The 17,521-nt window shown below is 35.2% G+C and carries 16 protein-coding genes; all 16 read right to left on the reverse strand.

Features of this window, described 5'->3' with window-relative positions:
- Position 1 precedes the first annotated feature (1 nt).
- A complete protein-coding gene (locus NQT65_RS03615; protein ID WP_126006673.1) occupies positions 2 to 2,224 on the reverse strand; it encodes a GumC family protein in 2,223 nt (740 codons plus the stop codon).
- A gap of 20 nt (positions 2,225 to 2,244) precedes the next feature.
- Positions 2,245 to 2,769: a polysaccharide biosynthesis/export family protein gene (locus NQT65_RS03620; protein ID WP_126006671.1), complete on the reverse strand. Its 525-nt coding sequence runs from the start codon at positions 2,767 to 2,769 to the stop codon at positions 2,245 to 2,247.
- On the reverse strand, positions 2,769 to 3,986 hold the full coding sequence (locus tag NQT65_RS03625; protein WP_256850534.1) for an outer membrane beta-barrel protein: 1,218 nt from the start codon (positions 3,984 to 3,986) through the stop codon (positions 2,769 to 2,771). The genes NQT65_RS03620 and NQT65_RS03625 overlap by 1 nt, the downstream gene beginning before the upstream one ends.
- Positions 3,970 to 5,373 (reverse strand): undecaprenyl-phosphate glucose phosphotransferase, encoded by a 1,404-nt coding sequence (locus NQT65_RS03630; RefSeq protein ID WP_126006667.1) that lies wholly within the window; start codon positions 5,371 to 5,373, stop codon positions 3,970 to 3,972. Before NQT65_RS03630 ends, NQT65_RS03625 begins: the two co-directional genes overlap by 17 nt.
- A 237-nt stretch (positions 5,374 to 5,610) precedes the next feature.
- Positions 5,611 to 5,997, reverse strand: coding sequence for a 3-phosphoshikimate 1-carboxyvinyltransferase (locus NQT65_RS03635; protein WP_126006665.1), 387 nt, complete (start codon positions 5,995 to 5,997; stop codon positions 5,611 to 5,613).
- Positions 5,998 to 6,037: 40 nt separating this feature from the next.
- Entirely contained in the window at positions 6,038 to 7,006 is a 969-nt protein-coding gene (locus tag NQT65_RS03640) for an acyltransferase family protein (protein ID WP_126006663.1), read from the reverse strand.
- Positions 6,999 to 8,165 carry an O-antigen ligase family protein gene (locus NQT65_RS03645; protein ID WP_256850535.1) on the reverse strand — a complete coding sequence of 389 codons (1,167 nt, stop codon included), beginning with the start codon at positions 8,163 to 8,165 and terminating at the stop codon, positions 6,999 to 7,001. The genes NQT65_RS03640 and NQT65_RS03645 overlap by 8 nt, the downstream gene beginning before the upstream one ends.
- Positions 8,162 to 9,202, reverse strand: a complete 1,041-nt coding sequence (locus tag NQT65_RS03650) for a glycosyltransferase (protein ID WP_256850536.1) — start codon at positions 9,200 to 9,202, stop codon at positions 8,162 to 8,164. The genes NQT65_RS03645 and NQT65_RS03650 overlap by 4 nt, the downstream gene beginning before the upstream one ends.
- Positions 9,199 to 9,768, reverse strand: coding sequence for a serine O-acetyltransferase (locus NQT65_RS03655; protein WP_126006657.1), 570 nt, complete (start codon positions 9,766 to 9,768; stop codon positions 9,199 to 9,201). Before NQT65_RS03655 ends, NQT65_RS03650 begins: the two co-directional genes overlap by 4 nt.
- 1 nt (position 9,769) lies before the next feature.
- Positions 9,770 to 10,705: a glycosyltransferase family 2 protein gene (locus tag NQT65_RS03660; protein WP_126006655.1), complete on the reverse strand. Its 936-nt coding sequence runs from the start codon at positions 10,703 to 10,705 to the stop codon at positions 9,770 to 9,772.
- Between the two features lies 1 nt (position 10,706).
- Positions 10,707 to 11,816 (reverse strand): glycosyltransferase, encoded by a 1,110-nt coding sequence (locus NQT65_RS03665; protein WP_164521613.1) that lies wholly within the window; start codon positions 11,814 to 11,816, stop codon positions 10,707 to 10,709.
- On the reverse strand, positions 11,816 to 12,967 hold the full coding sequence (locus tag NQT65_RS03670) for a glycosyltransferase family 4 protein (RefSeq protein WP_126006653.1): 1,152 nt from the start codon (positions 12,965 to 12,967) through the stop codon (positions 11,816 to 11,818). Before NQT65_RS03670 ends, NQT65_RS03665 begins: the two co-directional genes overlap by 1 nt.
- Positions 12,964 to 14,067, reverse strand: coding sequence for an acyltransferase family protein (locus tag NQT65_RS03675; protein ID WP_126006651.1), 1,104 nt, complete (start codon positions 14,065 to 14,067; stop codon positions 12,964 to 12,966). The genes NQT65_RS03670 and NQT65_RS03675 overlap by 4 nt, the downstream gene beginning before the upstream one ends.
- A gap of 45 nt (positions 14,068 to 14,112) precedes the next feature.
- Positions 14,113 to 15,558: a lipopolysaccharide biosynthesis protein gene (locus NQT65_RS03680; RefSeq protein WP_126006649.1), complete on the reverse strand. Its 1,446-nt coding sequence runs from the start codon at positions 15,556 to 15,558 to the stop codon at positions 14,113 to 14,115.
- Entirely contained in the window at positions 15,549 to 16,448 is a 900-nt protein-coding gene (locus NQT65_RS03685) for a sulfotransferase family protein (protein ID WP_126006647.1), read from the reverse strand. The genes NQT65_RS03680 and NQT65_RS03685 overlap by 10 nt, the downstream gene beginning before the upstream one ends.
- Positions 16,449 to 16,450: 2 nt before the next feature.
- On the reverse strand, positions 16,451 to 17,455 hold the full coding sequence (locus NQT65_RS03690; protein ID WP_126006646.1) for an NAD-dependent epimerase: 1,005 nt from the start codon (positions 17,453 to 17,455) through the stop codon (positions 16,451 to 16,453).
- Positions 17,456 to 17,521: the final 66 nt, after the last annotated feature.

Below are 17,521 nucleotides of genomic sequence, written 5' to 3' on the forward strand. Positions count from 1 at the left end.
ATTACGCTTTAGGTTGCTCAGGCTTTTGAGAGTAATCGTGGTAATCGTAATACCCATAACTATGCTCATCAGCCGATTTACTCATATCAACCTGATTTAATACAACGCCAGCAACATGAGCTTTAGATTCAAATAACCTTTCTAGCCCTGCTTTAATAGGCTTAATACGTGTAACATCCGATTTTACAACATAAATTACTGAGTCAGCACTTTGTGAAATAACAAGCGCATCACTCACTGCTTGTGTAGGCGGGGTATCAATAATTATATGATCATACTTAGTTTTAAGTATTTCTAATAACTCCACATAACGAGAGTTAGATAAAAGCTCTAAAGGGTTTCCCGGTATTTGACCACTGGGCATAATTGCCACCCCAGATTGCCCATCAATATGAACACATTCACTAAACTGCTCTGTGCCCGTTATTAAATTAGTTAACCCAGGGTGATATACAGGTATTTCAAAACGTTTAGCTATACTTGGCTTACGTAAATCACCATCAATTAAAAGTACTTTACCCATTTGAGCCAAAGAAATAGCGAGGTTAGAGGCTGTAGTGGTTTTACCCTCCCCTGGTGAGGTAGAAGTTACCGCAATAATTTTATGAGCTTTGTCGAGCTGGGTTAATAACAAGCTAGTTCTAAATGTACGTACTGACTCAGCAAAACGCCTATATGTGTCGTCAAGGTAGGCGTGAATAGGCAGTACACTTTTTCTAGGTAGCGCTACCTGAGGTAATAAACCTAACATTCTTTGAGCTAACTGGCCCTCTACACCGGCCTTATTTTTAACTGTATCATTGAGTGAATCAAACACTAAGCTCATAACTACAGCAAAAATAAAGCTACAAATAAATGAAACCACTACTATTGCTTTTTTATTGGGCTTGCTTGGTACGTTCGGGGCATATGCTCGATCACTAAACCGCGCTACTGCAGAACTAAAGTCACTAGTTACCTCTGTTTCTTTAGAGCGAGATAAAAATGTATTAAAAATATTTCGATTAGTTTCTACTTCACGCTTTAGCTGGTTATACTCGGTTTCTTTACGAGTTATGTCTTGGTATTCGGCACGTATTTTTTTTACATCGTTTTCTAATGTATTAACAGTTCGCGTTGCACGTCTAAGCTCTTTTTCTATGCCCGTAATTAAACCCGCAACCTGATTATTAAGGTTGGTTTTAACGGTTAAAAGTTCGGCCTTAGCAGAAATAATATTAGGATGCTTAGGACCATACACTTCGTTTAACTCACTCAGCTTACGTTCCACGGCGATAACATCTCTTTTTGCATCTTGAATAACACTATGGTTAGTAATTTCTGGCATACTTCCTAGCGTGTCAATGTCGTAATCGCCAAACTCGTTAATCACACGATTAATACTTTGTAAGTTATTTTTTTCATTACGTGCTTCAACCAGCTGTTGCGATATTTGCTCAAGCTCTTGAGTAGCTAACCCTGCAATACCCTCTATATCAACAAGCTGCTGGGCTTCTCTAAATGCTTGTAAGCGTGCCTCAGAGTCATCTAATTGTATACGTAACTGTGAAAGGCGAGTATTTAACCAGTTAGATGCTTGCTGAGTTATACCTAGCTTTGCTCTCATTTGACTTTCTATATAAACATCACCAACAGTATTAGCAACTAAAGCAGCTAACTTTGGATCACTCGATTCAAAGCTTAAGTTTACAAGTTGCGTTTTTCTGATTGGAGATACTGAAAGACGTGACTTAAAATTCCCTATCAAAAAAAGCATATTGCGTTCTTTTAACTCCTCTGGAGAAAAGTTTTCTTGCTTTTTTTGATTTAAAAAAGGTAAGTAAGACTCTAATGTCTTCATAACCTGTTTTTTTATATCGGATGAAATAGAAGCCTCAGCTTTAAAATCTCGATGGTTTGCCAAGTTAAGTTTAGTGATTACTTCCCTTGCGATACTATCAGACTTCATAACTTCAAATTGAGTTAAATAATATTCTTGTTGGTTAGAATCTAAGCCGTATATTTCTTCGAAGCTAACTGCTTTAGCCGGTTCTGACTCAATCAACAATGTAGCGGTAGCAGTATAAACGGGTGGCATAGTGAGTGTAATCATTGCCGCTAATATAGCTACAATAGTTGAGAAAAATATGATCTTCCATTTTGATCTAGCAACTACAGTAAAGTAAGTTTTAAGATCAATAATTTCTTCATTACTGCTTATAATATTTGTTTTTTGTTCGTTCATTTAATCTGTGCCTTTACTGCTTAGAACAAGCGCTGCTCTATTTTTATTGTATCGCCTGCTGCAATTTGGCTATTTAAAGTGCCTTTTTGTTGCTGCTGTTTAGTTTGCTCTTTAAAAATAAAGATTTTATCTACCGAAGCGCGCTCAGTTAAGCCCCCTGCAAGCGCTACCGCTTGGTTAACGGTCATAGCAGGTTGATAAGGGTAGGCTCCTGGTGCTTTTACCTCTCCGTGAATATAAAAAGGCCTATATTCAACTACCTGTGCATACACATTAGGGTTTATTAAGTAGTCTGGTTTTAAACCTCTACTTATAGTTTGTTCAACCTGCGAAATAGTTAGCCCTGTTAGTGTAATTTTACCTAAAAACGGATAATTTATTTCACCACGGTTACCAAGTAAAGCGCTTACCTCTAAATCAGGCTCGCCAAATACTTTAATCTCTACTTTATCGCCTGGGCCTAACACATAATCTTTTGCTGTTTGTGCAAAACAGGCATTACTCAATAAAACAATGGCAATACCTAAAATATACTTCAACTTCATTAATTATTAGCCCTAAGTGCAAACGTAAAGTTAATGCCAACAATGACACGGTCAAATGGGATTGTGGGTTGGTTAGAGTTTTTATCAATAAAATCTATGTAAGTAGAAATCATACCGTAATTACTAGCGTTATAATTTAAACCTAAGCGAGCGCTTTTAGTGGTATCTTTACGGCCAACATCACCAGTGTACTGCTCATCAATGTAACCTAAGCCAGCAAGTGTGCTTAAGTAGTCGTTCCAATCGTGAGTCCAGTTGGCGCTGTAAGTGCTTTCTTTAATGTAATCACCTTCAAGAAGCGGATCTTTCGCCGCACGGCTGGTAGTAAATTCAAAGGTAGAATACGTTAAAGGCTGCCATGTCACCCCAGCTTCCCAACTAAGGCCACTAAAGCTTTCACGCTGAGAGTTACTAAAGTCTTTATTTTGATAACCCACTTTAAAAGAACCAGAAGTTAAAGACGTGGCATCCCATTCCATACCTATTAAGGCAGTAAGTGTTTTGGAATCGCGCGATACACCGCTTGGCTCTATAACATCGTAATTATAGTCTTCACTGGTTACCTCTGCTAAAACACGTGTTGCGGCTTTAGTGTTGTAGTATAGTGTTGCCCCAACAAGCGATTTATCGTAGTCGCGGTATTGCGATGTTTCTCTAAAATTTTGGTATTTTTTATTGTAAAAGCCAGCTTCAAGTGCCAGCTGCGCTCTAGACGATGGCGCACCATACTCGTAACCTGCTATTACTTCTTGTTGTTGATATTTTATTAGCTCATCAACAATATCGGCTAAACCTTCTGTTAAGCCTGTGCCTCGTGGCTCATAAAGCCAATCGGCAGTGGCGTTTATATCAAGCCTATGCTGGCTAGTAAATTCTTTATGAACGCCGGCGCCAATATTAATTTGTGTGAAGTTATCGGCGGTATCTTTATTATGTAAAGAACTACTGGTGCCCAAGTTTAGTGTGTAAGAATCAGGGCCATCATCAATAGCGGCTTTAATATTAGGCGTAATAGTCCAAATTAGGCGCGACTCTTCGTTACTTGGAGTGTTAAAAAAGTTATCGTTACTGCTCATGCCAAGTGTAAGGGTAGGCGTTATTTCAGCGCCATCTTGGGTCATAAAACTGCCTGGCTCAAGCTGTGCATAAGCCGGAGAAGCTGCACACACTGCAAGGCACAAGATTGATTTTGCGATATTTTTAGTAGGCATTATCATTTTTAAATCCTTTAAAAATTGTCATAAAAATAATTTTTACATCTAACCAAAGTGACCAATGTTTAATATAGTGCAGGTCAAATTCAACGCGTTTTTCCATTTTATTTAGGGTGTCGGTTTCGCCTCGCCAGCCATTTATTTGTGCCCAACCAGTAATACCGGGTTTAGCTTTGTGCCTAAACATATAAAAGTCTACTTTTTTACGGTATTCCTCGTTATGGGCTACCGCATGCGGGCGTGGGCCAACAATCGACATATCGCCTTTTAGCACATTTATAAACTGCGGAAGCTCATCTAAGCTAGTACGGCGTAAAAAACCACCTAGCGGTGTAATACGTGCATCGTTTTTAGTGGCTTGGGTAACTACATCGCTGTTTTCAGTTACCGTCATCGATCTAAATTTCCACACTTTTATGCGTCTGCCATCAAGACCATAGCGGTCTTGTTTAAAAATAACAGGTCCTTTCGAGGTAAACTTAACTGCAACTGCAATGGCAATTAATATAGGTGAAATCAATAATAAAATAATAGAGGCAACAACTATATCTTCTGTGCGCTTTATAAATTCGCGCGCACCAATAAACGGCGATTCAAAAACACTTAGCGTATCTACATCACCAACATGTTCTATGCGAGCATGTATCAGGTTAGAAAGTAAAAAGTCAGGAATAATATGTACATCAACCGTGGTATCGCCAAGCTGCGATAATATTTCAGCAATACGTTTATCGGCTTTCATTGGGAGTGCTATGTATAAAACACTAATCTCACCGCTTCTGGCCGCATCAACAGCATGTTGTATTTTACCTTCAAGTGCATGCTTTTTTGAATTTTCAAATAAACGCTCTGGTTTACGGTCGTCATAAAAACCTAAAAATTTAAAGCCTAGCTCGTCATTTTTGGTTATTTCATCGTACAAGTAAACTGCAGATTCTGTAGCGCCAATAATTGCAACATTACGAAGGTTCATACCTAGCTTTCGGCGGTTTCTTTTATAGGCATGAACACCTAAGCGCCAAACATATAAAAATGTAACGCTTAGTAAAAACCATAACCCTAAACCAATACGCGAAAAATCGTCGGTAAACTTAAACGCAAACGATACAAAAAATAAAAACGTAAAAGCAACGGCCAAGGATCCCCAAGCGCACAACACCATGGTTTTAAACTTGCCAGCCCGCCAAGAGCGGTACGTAGAAAATAGCTCAGCGCTGTACATGTAGCTTAATGCAACACTTAATATTGCAACCATATAAAATGGAGTTAGCTCAAAGCCGTAAAATAAAGCAGAGCACTGAAAGGCTAAAAAAAGCGCAAAAATATCGAATAAACGGTAAAAATTTGCATCAGACGAACCAGAAGGTTTGAACGTCCTTGAAGATGTCATACTATTATTCCTTATAGCTATCTTAAAAGTGGATAAAGCACCACAAAACTATGAATAAATAATAACGTATTGCTACTAAGTATTCAATGCCGCTGACCTATTAAACTAGATCAACTATAACAAATAAAATACCTACGCGCCTTTAATTGCAAAAAGCAAAACAAAAACAAACACGCTAAACAAACACAAACACAATAAACAAAATATTTAATAAATATGCAACAAACCAATAACCAACTAAACGAACAACTCTTTAAAATATGTCCAAATACCAAACGAAAAGCCCTGAAATATGTTTATCCCCAGTGCCGACTTAATTAAATAAAGTATTAACAAAATTATAAACAAACTAATAGTCACAACGATGGCTTGTGCTACTCTAGATGCTTTTTTTTCAGCTTGGCTAAGTTGTCGCCTATTTCGCCCAGCCAGCACTACAAAATAATACCTATATTTGAAAAACCTTATTACACCACGGCAATCAAGGGCATGTTCACCCCACTGCCTAGCCCCTATCGCAACTTTTAAATGGCTAAGTTGCTCATCACTAAAGCTTGCTTGTACATGTTTAGGCATTCTTTTTAATAAATTTTGAACAGCAGGGTCATATTTAATACTAGGCAAGTTTGTTCCTCATTTTTGTTAAAGCATTTATAAAATCTCTTTAGTTAAAGAGTTTTTTGCAGTAAGAATTAAGTTTGAGTTCAATTAAAACATACACCAGATGCCCAACAATTATTGATATAAATGTTAACAAAAAAAGGTAAAGCTCTTTACCAACATTCGGCATTATCAAAAGCATAATTTTATTCAACACGACCAGGGTAAACGCATGAGATAAATACAACGAATAGGATGAGTCTCCTAGCTTAAATAATAGATTTTTAAAGCTTTGTAATTTACTAACTTTAATTAATTGCTCTAAAACTAGAGAGCCATGGAATATAAACCACATTATAAAAGCATAATAAAATACAACAGAATCCACCTCTAAAAGATGCATTGCCAAAAGAGAAAAAAACATAAAAAACAAAAGTATTAGATTATATTTAACAGCGACTTTATTTTTATACATAATGAAAGATATAACACCCATTGCAAACTCGATAAGGTAGCTATCAAAGTAAAAGTGCGCATTATTAAAGCAGCCTATCAACGCTAACAATAGTAAAGGCAAAAACACTAAACTTCTTTTAATAAAAAATACAGCAAATAAAGCAAATATAAAGTAAAAATAAAATTCGTAGCTTAGTGTCCAGCCATTTCTTACCAAGTATTTATCTTCAGTTGGTACTAAAAAAAATGACTTCCAGATCACGGTTTCTCCGCCGCTACTATTAACCAAGTTGGGTACAACTAAAAATACCAATAAGGCTAACAATGTAAAAAACCAATATAAAGGGATAATTCTCAGGACTCGAGATTTTAAAAACCTACCCGCAGAAAACGTGTGCTTATCTGTAGAGAAGCAAATTATAAAACCAGATATTATAAAAAACAAATCTACGCCAGCTTGACCAAAGTTAAATACTTCAGCTGCAGGTAAGTTATTTTGTACTGACTTTATGGTAGCGTGATAATACACCACTAAAACTGCAGCTAAACCTCTTAGGTATTGAATAGAGTTAATCATGATTTAAAAACATATATGGATTAAGAAAAGGCATAAAAAAAACTAACATAACTGCTTGTCCAACAGCCATAAACGTTACAACAAACATGCAATATATATAAAACAAAAAGAGTTCTTTATGATAACGATTTGATGCATAACATGAGTATATACAATATAATGACCAACTAATTAGTAAAGTTAGCCCTACCCCTCCATATTGAACTAACATATCAAGATAGAAATTATGAGCGCCATTAATTAACCTTTCATCCCAATAATAGTCAAACATATAATACACAATTTGATCAGACCCCACCCCAAGCAAAGGATTCGATTTAATAATTTGGATAGCATTTATTAATAGGTTTTCTCTGTGTACATTAGATGTATATAAGGCAATTGATTCATCTAAAAAATTAGACTGATAAATTTTCTCATCTATAAAACCTTGGATATCGAAAAAATAGAAAGCGGATAAAAGTAGAGTTAAAGAACTAACAAAGATTAGTTTCACCTCACCAGCAGACGCTTTAGCCCTGATGGGTCTTATAATAAGAAGCAATAAAAAAATCAGCAACACTCCAAATATGCCTTTACGTTCCATAGACATAAACAAAGGGATTAAGCTAAGCAAAAACACTTTAAACGTACGCTTATCATTAAACATACTCGACTTTAATAAGAGTAATAAGGATAAAAGGCCAAAGGCATATTTACCATCGTTTGCTGATTTATACCGAGTAAGGTGACCTAATGAAAAATGATATAAAACCGTATATAGAGCTGACAATATTAAAAATGCAATTGTTAAATCTAAAAATAGTTTACTATTTTTTTTTGCATACTCTGAAGCAATAACAAAGTAGGTTACTACCCATACTAATTGTATACATTCCTTTATAGATGCTGCGATGTTATCATTATATAAGCCATTGAATAAGATATAAGAAATATAAAACCATAATGGTAATATTCTTATTTGCGCAAAATTATAAAAAACTTTAGGTGTTGTAATTAACTTAAACGACACTAAGCTTAACAATAACAAATCGGAGAGCCTAATTAGTGCCCCAGCCACGCCATACCTAAACATAGAAAAATATAAAGGTAATATAGCGCAAACAACCAGAAAGCCTAACATCTCTTTTTTTGAGTAATTATAGCTTGAAAACATCATATATTGCTTACCAACACTGATTTATATATTTTCGTATGTTCAGTAGCCGTACTTTGTATTGAAAAACATTGAGCTTTTTTAATACATAAAGCAGATTGCTCGTTATAATTTCTTATATTATTCAGTAAAGCATTAATTTTTTCTGCTAATTTTTTAACATTTCCGACCTCAAACAAAGCAGTTTTATCTACTACATGATTGAGGCCTTCTACGTCAGTTGCAAATGTAGGTAAACCAGACGCCATAGCCTCAACTACGGCAATACCAAAGCCCTCCCAGTGCGAAGACTGTATGTAAATGTCTAATGAATTTAAAAATGAAGGCACATTGTTTACTTGTCCATGGAAAGCAATTTTATTGTCAACTTTGAGTGTTTTAGCTAGTTGTTCGTACTCGGCCCGTAAATCTCCATCACCTGCTAAGTGCAACTCAAAGCGAGAATCAAGTAAGGTCATTAATTTTATGAGTGATTTAATATCTTTTTGTGCTGCAAAACGCCCTACCATGCCTAACTTTATTGCAGGTTGTTCTGCAGTAATAGCTTTAGGCTGTTGAGCAAAGCGTGATAAATCAACACCGTTATGAATTACCTGAGTTAAAGCTGGGCTTACTTTAATACTTTCTAAAAATTTTTCTTTAACACCATCAGAGATACATACTATTTTTTTAAATTTTTTATAAATTATACGCTCTAATGTTTTTACAAAAAGAATATCTCGCCTTCTGTAATGCGGGTTATGCTCGGTAACAATAGTCGGCGTACGAGTAAAGTAAGCAATATAAATAGACGGATACAAATGCGTATGCACTAAATCAGCTTTATTTAATCTTTTTATTACACCAAAAAAACCCAAGTCACGTTTGTGGTAAACATCTACACCAAGCGCTTTTAGCTCATCGGCGTATTCATTTTCACCGCGAGTTAAAATAACTTCAAATTTAAATACGTTTTTTTGTAGACTCATTAAGTCTACAAGTAGGCGCTGCACCCCACCTAAACGTTGTAAGTCGTTAGTTATATGAACAATTTTTTTCATTTACCTAGCATCCTTGCCCATTTATCGTCACATAAGTTATCGCTATACATCGCGATATCTTCTACTTTCTTTATCACTTTAGCTGGGGCACCCACTACAACACAGTTATTTTCAACATCTTTAGCGGCAACGGTGCCGGCTCCTAACACTGAATTACTGCCAACTTTAATTGCCCCGACTAAACAAGAGCTTGGTCCTATATAAACGTTATCGCCAATATCAGCTGACTTTCCATAATGGATAGCCCCAACCGAAACAAACTGCAAAAAGCTACAATTGTTACCTATGCTTGCCTGAGAATTTATAACAACATTTCCATGGGGTATATATAACCCGTAACCTATAGCAACATTGTGATTAAGCTGAATATTAACTTTTTTTCCTAGTTTTGCTTTTAAAAACCTAAATACAAACGAAAGTGCATATACATCGGATTTTGCCATTCTTAAATAAACTTGAAACCTAAAATAGCTATTTTTAAATAAGGTTTTTAAAAACTGCTTATCATTACCATTAAAACGATATAGATCAGACTTTATATATATTTTTATCTCAGATAACTTCATCTTATCGCTTTCCGTTAATACAAATAATATTAGATAAATTGAATTTAAGTTTAGCAACTATCGATTTATTATATTCTTTAAATATACTTTTAAAAATAGAATTTATATTCCTACATTGCTTAAAAAACACCTTGCGATCTTTTTTATCCTCTATCGAGTAGCCCTTAAGACTAACAAGTAAAGAATATCTTGCAACTTGCGCTACTACTGTTTTTTTATCATCAAACTTATCTATACTTTCCTTTACTGAATTCACCATATTAAGCAGCAAATCAGAATAAGATGATGTTCTCTTACTCGTAGTTGAACCTAAACGTTTTCGGTAAAAAACAAGTGTTTTTGGTGTTTTAACAATACTCGAAGCATGTGAGAAAGCCTGTATATTAAAGTGAATATCCTCATATATAACACCTTCTGGAAAACGACATTTATCTAAGATGTTTTTTTTATAAAGTCGGGTCCAAACAAAAAAACCACTTTTAAATAAATCCGTTTTAACTAGCTCAACATCCCTATATTTTCCCCAATCAGGAGTTGGTAGCAGTGTTGTAAACTCTTTAAAATCAAACTCAATAATATCATTAGCTGCAGAGCCGACATGAGTCGAAAGTGCTTCCCAATAATTAGGGGCAATAGCATCATCAGAATCAATAAAACCTATATAAGTACCATTGGCAACAATTAAAGCAGCATTGCGAGCTGCGGCCTGCCCTTTATTAATAGGTTGCTTAATTATTGTTGTACTAAATTTTATAATGCTTTTATTTTTAGCTAAAAAATCTTCACATAATTTAATTGAGTTTTCTGGGCAACAGTCGTCTACAAAAATAACTTCTACGTTTTCAGTATTAACCCCTGCAACTAAGCTATCCATCAGTTCAGGTATAAATTCAGCAACCTTATAAACAGGGCATATTAGCGTTAATTTAATAGCCATATTAATTTTTTTCGCTCATATTTATTACGCCATATTCATGTGCATAATTATTTAGCATTACTGGTAGAGAATATTTTTGCATATACAACTTATAAGCATTATCACCATGCTCTACCGTTTTTTGTTTATCGCTTATATATTCGCTCATTACGCTTGCCATTGTTGCATTGTCACGTATTGGGACTAAAAAGCCAGACTCACCTTCTAATATAAGCTCAGAGCAGCCCCCTACGTCTGAACTTATCACTGGCTTTTTACACGCCATGGCTTCAATAATACTGCGTGGTAAGCCTTCCCAAAAGCTCGATAATATAAATACGTCGGCTAATGCTAACTTTTCGGCAAAGTTGTCTACCACACCGCAAAAATTTATAACCCCTTCAGGAAAATGTGCAAACAACGCTTTAACTTTAGCCTCGTACTGGCCATCGCCATAAATACTTAATTTAAACGGCTTGTTTTGCTTTAATAAGGTGTCGCAGGCCTTTCCTAACGTGGTGTAATCTTTTTGGTCTTCAAAGCGGGCAGCAGTGATAAAATGTACCGGGTTATTATTTAGCTCCCACATATCGCTCGACTTCCCTAACATGCCGTTACGTATTACCAATAATTTTTTATTGGGTACGCCAATACGTAAATATTCATTTTTATCAAACTCACACACGCCAATAATTTTAGAAGGTAAATAAGACAGAAGTTTTTCAAGACACTGATATTTTTTAAAGCCTTTATTTTCAGGTGTATTAACAAAAGGCACACCATGAGGAACATAATAAGAGCGCTTAAAAGTAAACATAGCAGCAATTCGCCCCAGGGCACCTATTTTAGCTGTATGCCAAGAGCAAACTTTGGGGTTTTCTTTAATAATGATCCACATTAGTTTAATTAGCGACAATAAATCGCTTAGCGGGCTTAAATCTCTTTTTAAGTTTGTTAATTCATGTACCTTAAAACCAGCCGTGCGTAATTTTGTTATAGCCTCGCCATTGCCACCTAAGGCATAAACAACCTCTGCGCCCTCGTCTCTAAACTTTTCACCTATTTGGCAAATATGTTTAAACGAGCCAGATACTATTGTATCTGAACGGGTCATCCCTATTAAAACCTTCATTAAGAAGCTCCATATATTTTTTTATAAAGTTTTACGTATTCTTTTGCAATAACATCAACAGTAAAATTAGCGTTTATTAATTGCTCTGAAAAAGCTGCAACCTCACCTTTGTTTTGTTTGTGCAACTTTATTCCTAACTCAGTTGCTTTAGTGATATCTTGCGCGCTAAATCCAGTTGCAATATAACCGTTTTTTTCTGTAAAAATTGCATCGCTAGCCCCACTTACAGGGGTCGACACTAACACTTTTCCTGCTAATAATGCCTCTAATAATGAATTAGAAAAACCCTCGGCCTCTGATGCATTAACAAAAATATCAAACTGCCTTATAAAGTTTACGGGGTCTTGTACTTCGCCGTAGAAGGTTACTCTATTTTGTAAGTTATTAGCGGTAATATATTTTTTTGCTGGCTCTAAACAGCTACCACTGCCAATTAAATGAAAATGTACTTGTTCGTCTTTACATGCAAGCAAAGCAAACGACTCCATTAATACATCTACTTTCTTTATTTGCTCTAACCGGCCATGATAAAATAGGTTTAGTTTTGAGCTATCTACACTTTTAACTTCGCTGTAATCACTGCTTAATAAGCTTTTATCTATACTGTTAGGTATATTAACAATGTGTTTAAAGCCGAATGCTTTGCAGTTTTTAGCAATTACGTCAGATATGGCAACAACTGTGGGGTTGGTATTAAGTACAAACTTGGCCATTAAAGGCCCAACAACCTTTTTGGCCTTTAACGCATTAAAATCCATAAATTGGTTAGAGTTACCTACTTTTATTAATATGGGTTTGTTAAATAAACGTGCTATACAACAACCTACAAATGCGCCAAACTTCCCCTGATGGCAATGTATAATATCAAAACTATTTTTATTAAATGCCGCCCAAATAAGTACTCTTAATAGCCAATAAATCGAAAAAGGTAGCCAACGCCCAAGTAAATCGGGGCCTACAGGTGAATATAAACGTGTTACAGGTACATCGTTCATTACCTCTTTTGCTTTACCTGCGATTTTTTGCCGAGATGTTAAAATTTGTACATCCAAGTTTTGTGCTTGTATCCCTTTAGAAACGCGCCCACACTGTTTTTCAGCCCCGCCAAATACATCTGGCATATATTGACAAGTAAGCATTAAAATTTTCATATAGCTTTAGTTACATCCTTGTTATTAAGACTTTTTGTAATAAGTTTATTCTTTAGTAAATTAAATACGGGTTTTTCAAAAATATAATGTGCCACAACCCCCCCTACTACCCCTAAAGCTATAATAACAGCCCAAGTTATAACAGGAGAAATAGAGCTTGGAGGCAGCAAAATTCCCCGCTTCCAAAGGCCAGAAAGAACCATTAAAGGAAACATATGAAAAAGATAGATTGAGTAAGATGCCTCTCCTATAACTTTAAAAAATTTACCATAGCGGATATTTTTTAACCTTGGATGAAAAACAAATAAAGCAATGATTAATACAGCAATACTGCTTCGACTGATTAAGGTTGGCATATTTAAGCGCCACGCATCTATAAATACAAAAGCAATTATAAAAGCAAGAAGCAAACTAAGCGTGATATAGGTATATGCTGGGATCCAAGCTAAGCCCTCTTTTTTGGTAATTACAAAAAATGCTAGCCAACCACCTAAAGCAAAAGACAAAGTGCGAGGATTTGTAATCACCGCTAATATAGGAGTTTTAAAATCTATTAATAAACCTATTAATGATAAAAATATAAATAGCACTGTTAATAGAGATAAAATTTTTAAGGAACTTATATTGAAAAGCATTAATAAAGCAATTACCGCATAGTAAAAAACAATATAATGTAGTGTCCAACCAATTTCTAATATTGGTTTTATGTCACCATCTATATATATTGGATTTAATAGAATAGAGTTAAAAATTTGATATGCGCTATAACTTGCCGAGCTACCAGGTACAAGAGAAAGGCAAATAACACAAAATAATGCAAACCACCAGGTTGGATAAATTCGTATTACTCTTTTTTTAATAAAATCTAAGCCATTATTACTTTTATTCCAAGTGGTATAAAAAGCAAAAAAACCCGATAAAACCAAAAACAAACCCACACCCATAGCACCAAAAATTTTTGTATAGCCTTGTTCAACCTGCCAAAAATGATCATTATAACCTAATGCTTCAAAACGCTTTCTTATTAGACCGTGTGAATGCGACACAACTATAAAAATCGCTCCCATTGCCCTCAAAAAATCTAGGCTCGTTAACCTCATTTTATTTCCTATTAAAATATATTAGTTGGAATTATATTCTTAATTTTAAGAGCGTATTTTTTTTATATTTTGCATTAAATTCGAAACGTCCTTTGGAAAGAGTAATTTATATATAAGTATATAAGTAATAGCCCCCACACTACCACTTACTATAATTTTTACTAATGGACTAAAATTATGAAGCTGATTTTTTACACCAAAATAAATAATACCGGCCATAAATAAAGATGAAACAAACGATGGAAAAAGTCTGTTAAAAACGTCAGTTAAGGAAAACAAGAACTTTTGCCTTAAAATGGCCATCATTATTAAACAGATTACCGTTGCAACAGCTACAGTGGAATACGCCACGTAATAAATCGACAACTGCGAAAATATACCGACAAGGGATATAACTGTAAAAAACTCAAAGATGCGTATTCTAAATGGAATGTTTGAGTTCCCTGTTGCGTGACAATATTGAGAAAAAAAGTAATTTAACGAAGCACTAATACCACTTAAACATAAAATTGAAAAAACAACCCCGCTTTTTTCCCACTGTGCACCAAAAATCAAATTTACCATTTCAGGGCCAATCACTAACGCTCCAAAAAACGCCGGAAACGAAAACAGAGCACACGTAGAAATAAAATTTAAATAACAGTCTTGTAATTTATCGGGTGTATCTTTTAACTTAGCAAAAGCAGAAAATGATACATCTACTATAGGCTTAATCGTAAACTGCACAATCGCATCAAGTAATTTACCTGCTATTTTAAAAATACCTAGCGCTGCAACCCCTAAAAAATACCCAATTAATAATTCTACAAACCGAAATATGCCTTGACCAATGAGTGAGGTTAAGACAATTGGCTTACCTTGTTTGAGCGTAGATAATATTTTAACGGAATGAAATGTAAAGCTAGGGCGCCATTTAACAGACTTCCATACTAAAATCAGCTCTAACACTACTGTAATTACTTTTTGAATGATCAAACTATAAAAACCGTAGCCATGATAAGCTAAATATATAGCCACCCCACCTGCAATAAGTGAAGAAACCAGTAATCTTAAAGCTAAAGCCTTAAATTTAAATAAACGCCTTAAAATACCGTTTGGTACAGTCGTAAGCGACTGCATAATAGGTATAATACTTAGTATATGTAAAGATACGGCTAACCCTGGTGCTTCAAAGGCTAACTCTAAATAAGGCGCGCCTATAATAAAAATTAAACTAGTAATAACACCTAAAAGTAGTGTACTTTTAAACACGTTATTTTGTACTTCGTTTTCCTCATTTGCAGCAGTACGAATAACAATTTGGTCGAGGCCAAATGTGACTAATACTTTAGTTAACTCCACAAATACGATAGCTAAAGCGGCGGTACCAAAATCAACTGGAGACAACATCCTTGATAGTATTATAAAAATAATTAAACCAGATAACTGATAACCTACACTACCGATCCAACTCCAAAGCGAGCCTTTAATTATTTTTTTATTTAAGGACATATATTTCTTTTTTCTTTGTATTTTTTAGGATTCAAGATTTTTTTTATCCACATTTCTCTTAAATATTCCTTTGCGACCCTCAGCTTTGTCACTTTTACGTTATCTGTTCTAACAATTTCATAGCCGAGTAGTTCTAACGTGTTCTGACCATAATATTGAAAGTCAGCTATATTTTGCAGAGTAAGCTTTTTTTTCCACGCATACGCTCGGGTTACATCAGGTTTTTTCCCCACCAAAGAATGCTGATTTTTAGTAAATTCTGGTAAAAAGTTATTTTTAATATTTAATTCGTTTTTTGTGTTTGGATTACCTAAAAAAGTGTGTATTTTTTTAAGTTCGGCCTCACTATTAGTGAGTAAGTCTTCGTACCTAACCATAATAGTTTTACTTGGGAATAAACTTTGGGTAATAAATCCATATAAAAGCTTATTTTGCCATGCTTTTGCTGCATCTAAATACGTATTAGACCCCCACTCCAAAGGAATTTGAGATTGCGCTACAGCCCTTCCATCCCTAACTATATGAATAAAATAACAGTCATCAAAAACAGAGTTTAATAGTTTTGAATGTGCAAGGTTATTTGGAGAGTGATCAATCCAGTAATGAACATTTTCACCTCCCTGATACAGTTTAACTAAGTCTTTATAAAAATCTCGGTACCCGTTATGTGACTGCGCTTTAAGCTCTGAAATATCGAGCTGCCATTGTTTAAACCTTAAGTTTTCTTCTAAGCTATTGCAGTAACTTTTTGTGCATAAAGGCTGCTGAAATGGAATTTCAGTTTTAAATAATGACTCAGGTGTTACTACACTCTGTTCAATATTTGAAAGCAGCGACGCTAACATTGTAGTGCCGCTTCTATCTGCTCCGCCTATAAATATGCATTTCATAATTATTTCGTAGAATTATAGCTACGGTACCAATCTACAAACTGCTGCATACCGTATTCAATATTAGTATTAGGCTTAAACCCTACCTCTGCATTTAAGCTATCTATGTCGGCAAATGTTGCCGGTACATCACCTGCTTGCATTGGCATATAGTTTTTATCTGCTACTTTACCTGCCGCTTTTTCAATTGACTCTATAAAGGTCATTAACGCTATTGGCTCGTTATTACCAATGTTAAATACACGGTACGGCGCTTTGCTTGATTCTGGAGAGGTGTTGCTATTATTAGGATTGCGAACTGGTACTACATCTTGAATACGAATTATGCCCTCAACAATGTCGTCTATGTATGTAAAGTCGCGTTTCATTTTACCGTTATTAAACACTTTTATTTCACGGTCGTTTAATATTGCGTCGGTAAATAAGTATGGCGCCATATCTGGGCGACCCCATGGGCCATAAACAGTAAAAAAGCGTAAGCCTGTTGTTGGTAGGTCGTATAAATGGCTATAGCTATGTGCCATTAATTCATTCGACTTTTTAGTAGCCGCATAAAGCGATACAGGGTGGTCAACCGCATCATCTGTAGAAAATGGCATTTTTTCGTTCATACCGTACACAGAACTTGATGATGCATACACTAAATGCTCAACATTGTTGTGTCGGCAGCCTTCTAAAATAGTAGCTGTACCCACTAAGTTAGAATCTATATAGGCCATTGGGTTTTCTATGGAGTATCTAACACCTGCTTGTGCAGCTAAATGTATAACGCGGTCAAATTTTTCATCACTAAAAAGTTTAGCTATGCCATCTCTGTCGGCCAAATCCATTTTTACAAAACGAAAGGTTGTTAAGTGCTTAATGCGTTCAAGCCTGGCTAATTTTAATGCGGGATCGTAATAATCGTTTAAATTATCAAGGCCAATAACTTCGTGCCCTGCATCACATAAACGCTCTGCCACAAAATTGCCAATAAAGCCCGCTGCACCTGTTACTAAAAATTTCATTTGATATATCCCTACTATGCTCAACTTACATAGTTTTTACACGCTAAATAACAGAAGCAAACATTA

This window comes from Pseudoalteromonas agarivorans (genome assembly GCF_024518735.1).
GTDB classification, from domain to species: domain Bacteria; phylum Pseudomonadota; class Gammaproteobacteria; order Enterobacterales; family Alteromonadaceae; genus Pseudoalteromonas; species Pseudoalteromonas atlantica.